This window comes from Halomonas sp. ND22Bw, from assembly GCF_003011945.1.
GTDB lineage: Bacteria > Pseudomonadota > Gammaproteobacteria > Pseudomonadales > Halomonadaceae > Halomonas > Halomonas halophila.
Map to the genome: position 1 here is coordinate 1 of NZ_PXWD01000878.1, position 271 is coordinate 271.

Consider the following 271-nt stretch of genomic DNA (forward strand, 5'->3'; position numbering starts at 1 on the left):
GGTCACCACGTCGCAGCCGTCTCGATGGCCCGTGTGGAGCTCGCGCAAGGCAAGGACGCCCAAGCGCGGGACCTGGCCCAGGAGGTGATCACGGCGCAGGAGCGCGAAATCATCCTGATCGACGCCTGGCTCGCCCAGAAGGGAGCGTCGGCGGCTCCCGCCGCCTGATCGCGAGATCAGCGCACCGCGTCCGACGACCAACGATGTGCGTAATCCGCCATCTGTCGTCCTCGTGGCGAAAGACCGATCGGCCAGTCCCGCCGTCCTCGAA

General features: G+C 67.9%; 1 protein-coding gene. It reads left to right on the forward strand.

The annotated features are described in order from the left end of the window. A partial coding sequence (locus tag CVH10_RS20675) for a DUF305 domain-containing protein (RefSeq protein ID WP_146143204.1) occupies positions 1 to 168 on the forward strand: 168 nt, incomplete at its 5' end. Positions 169 to 271 lie beyond the last annotated feature (103 nt).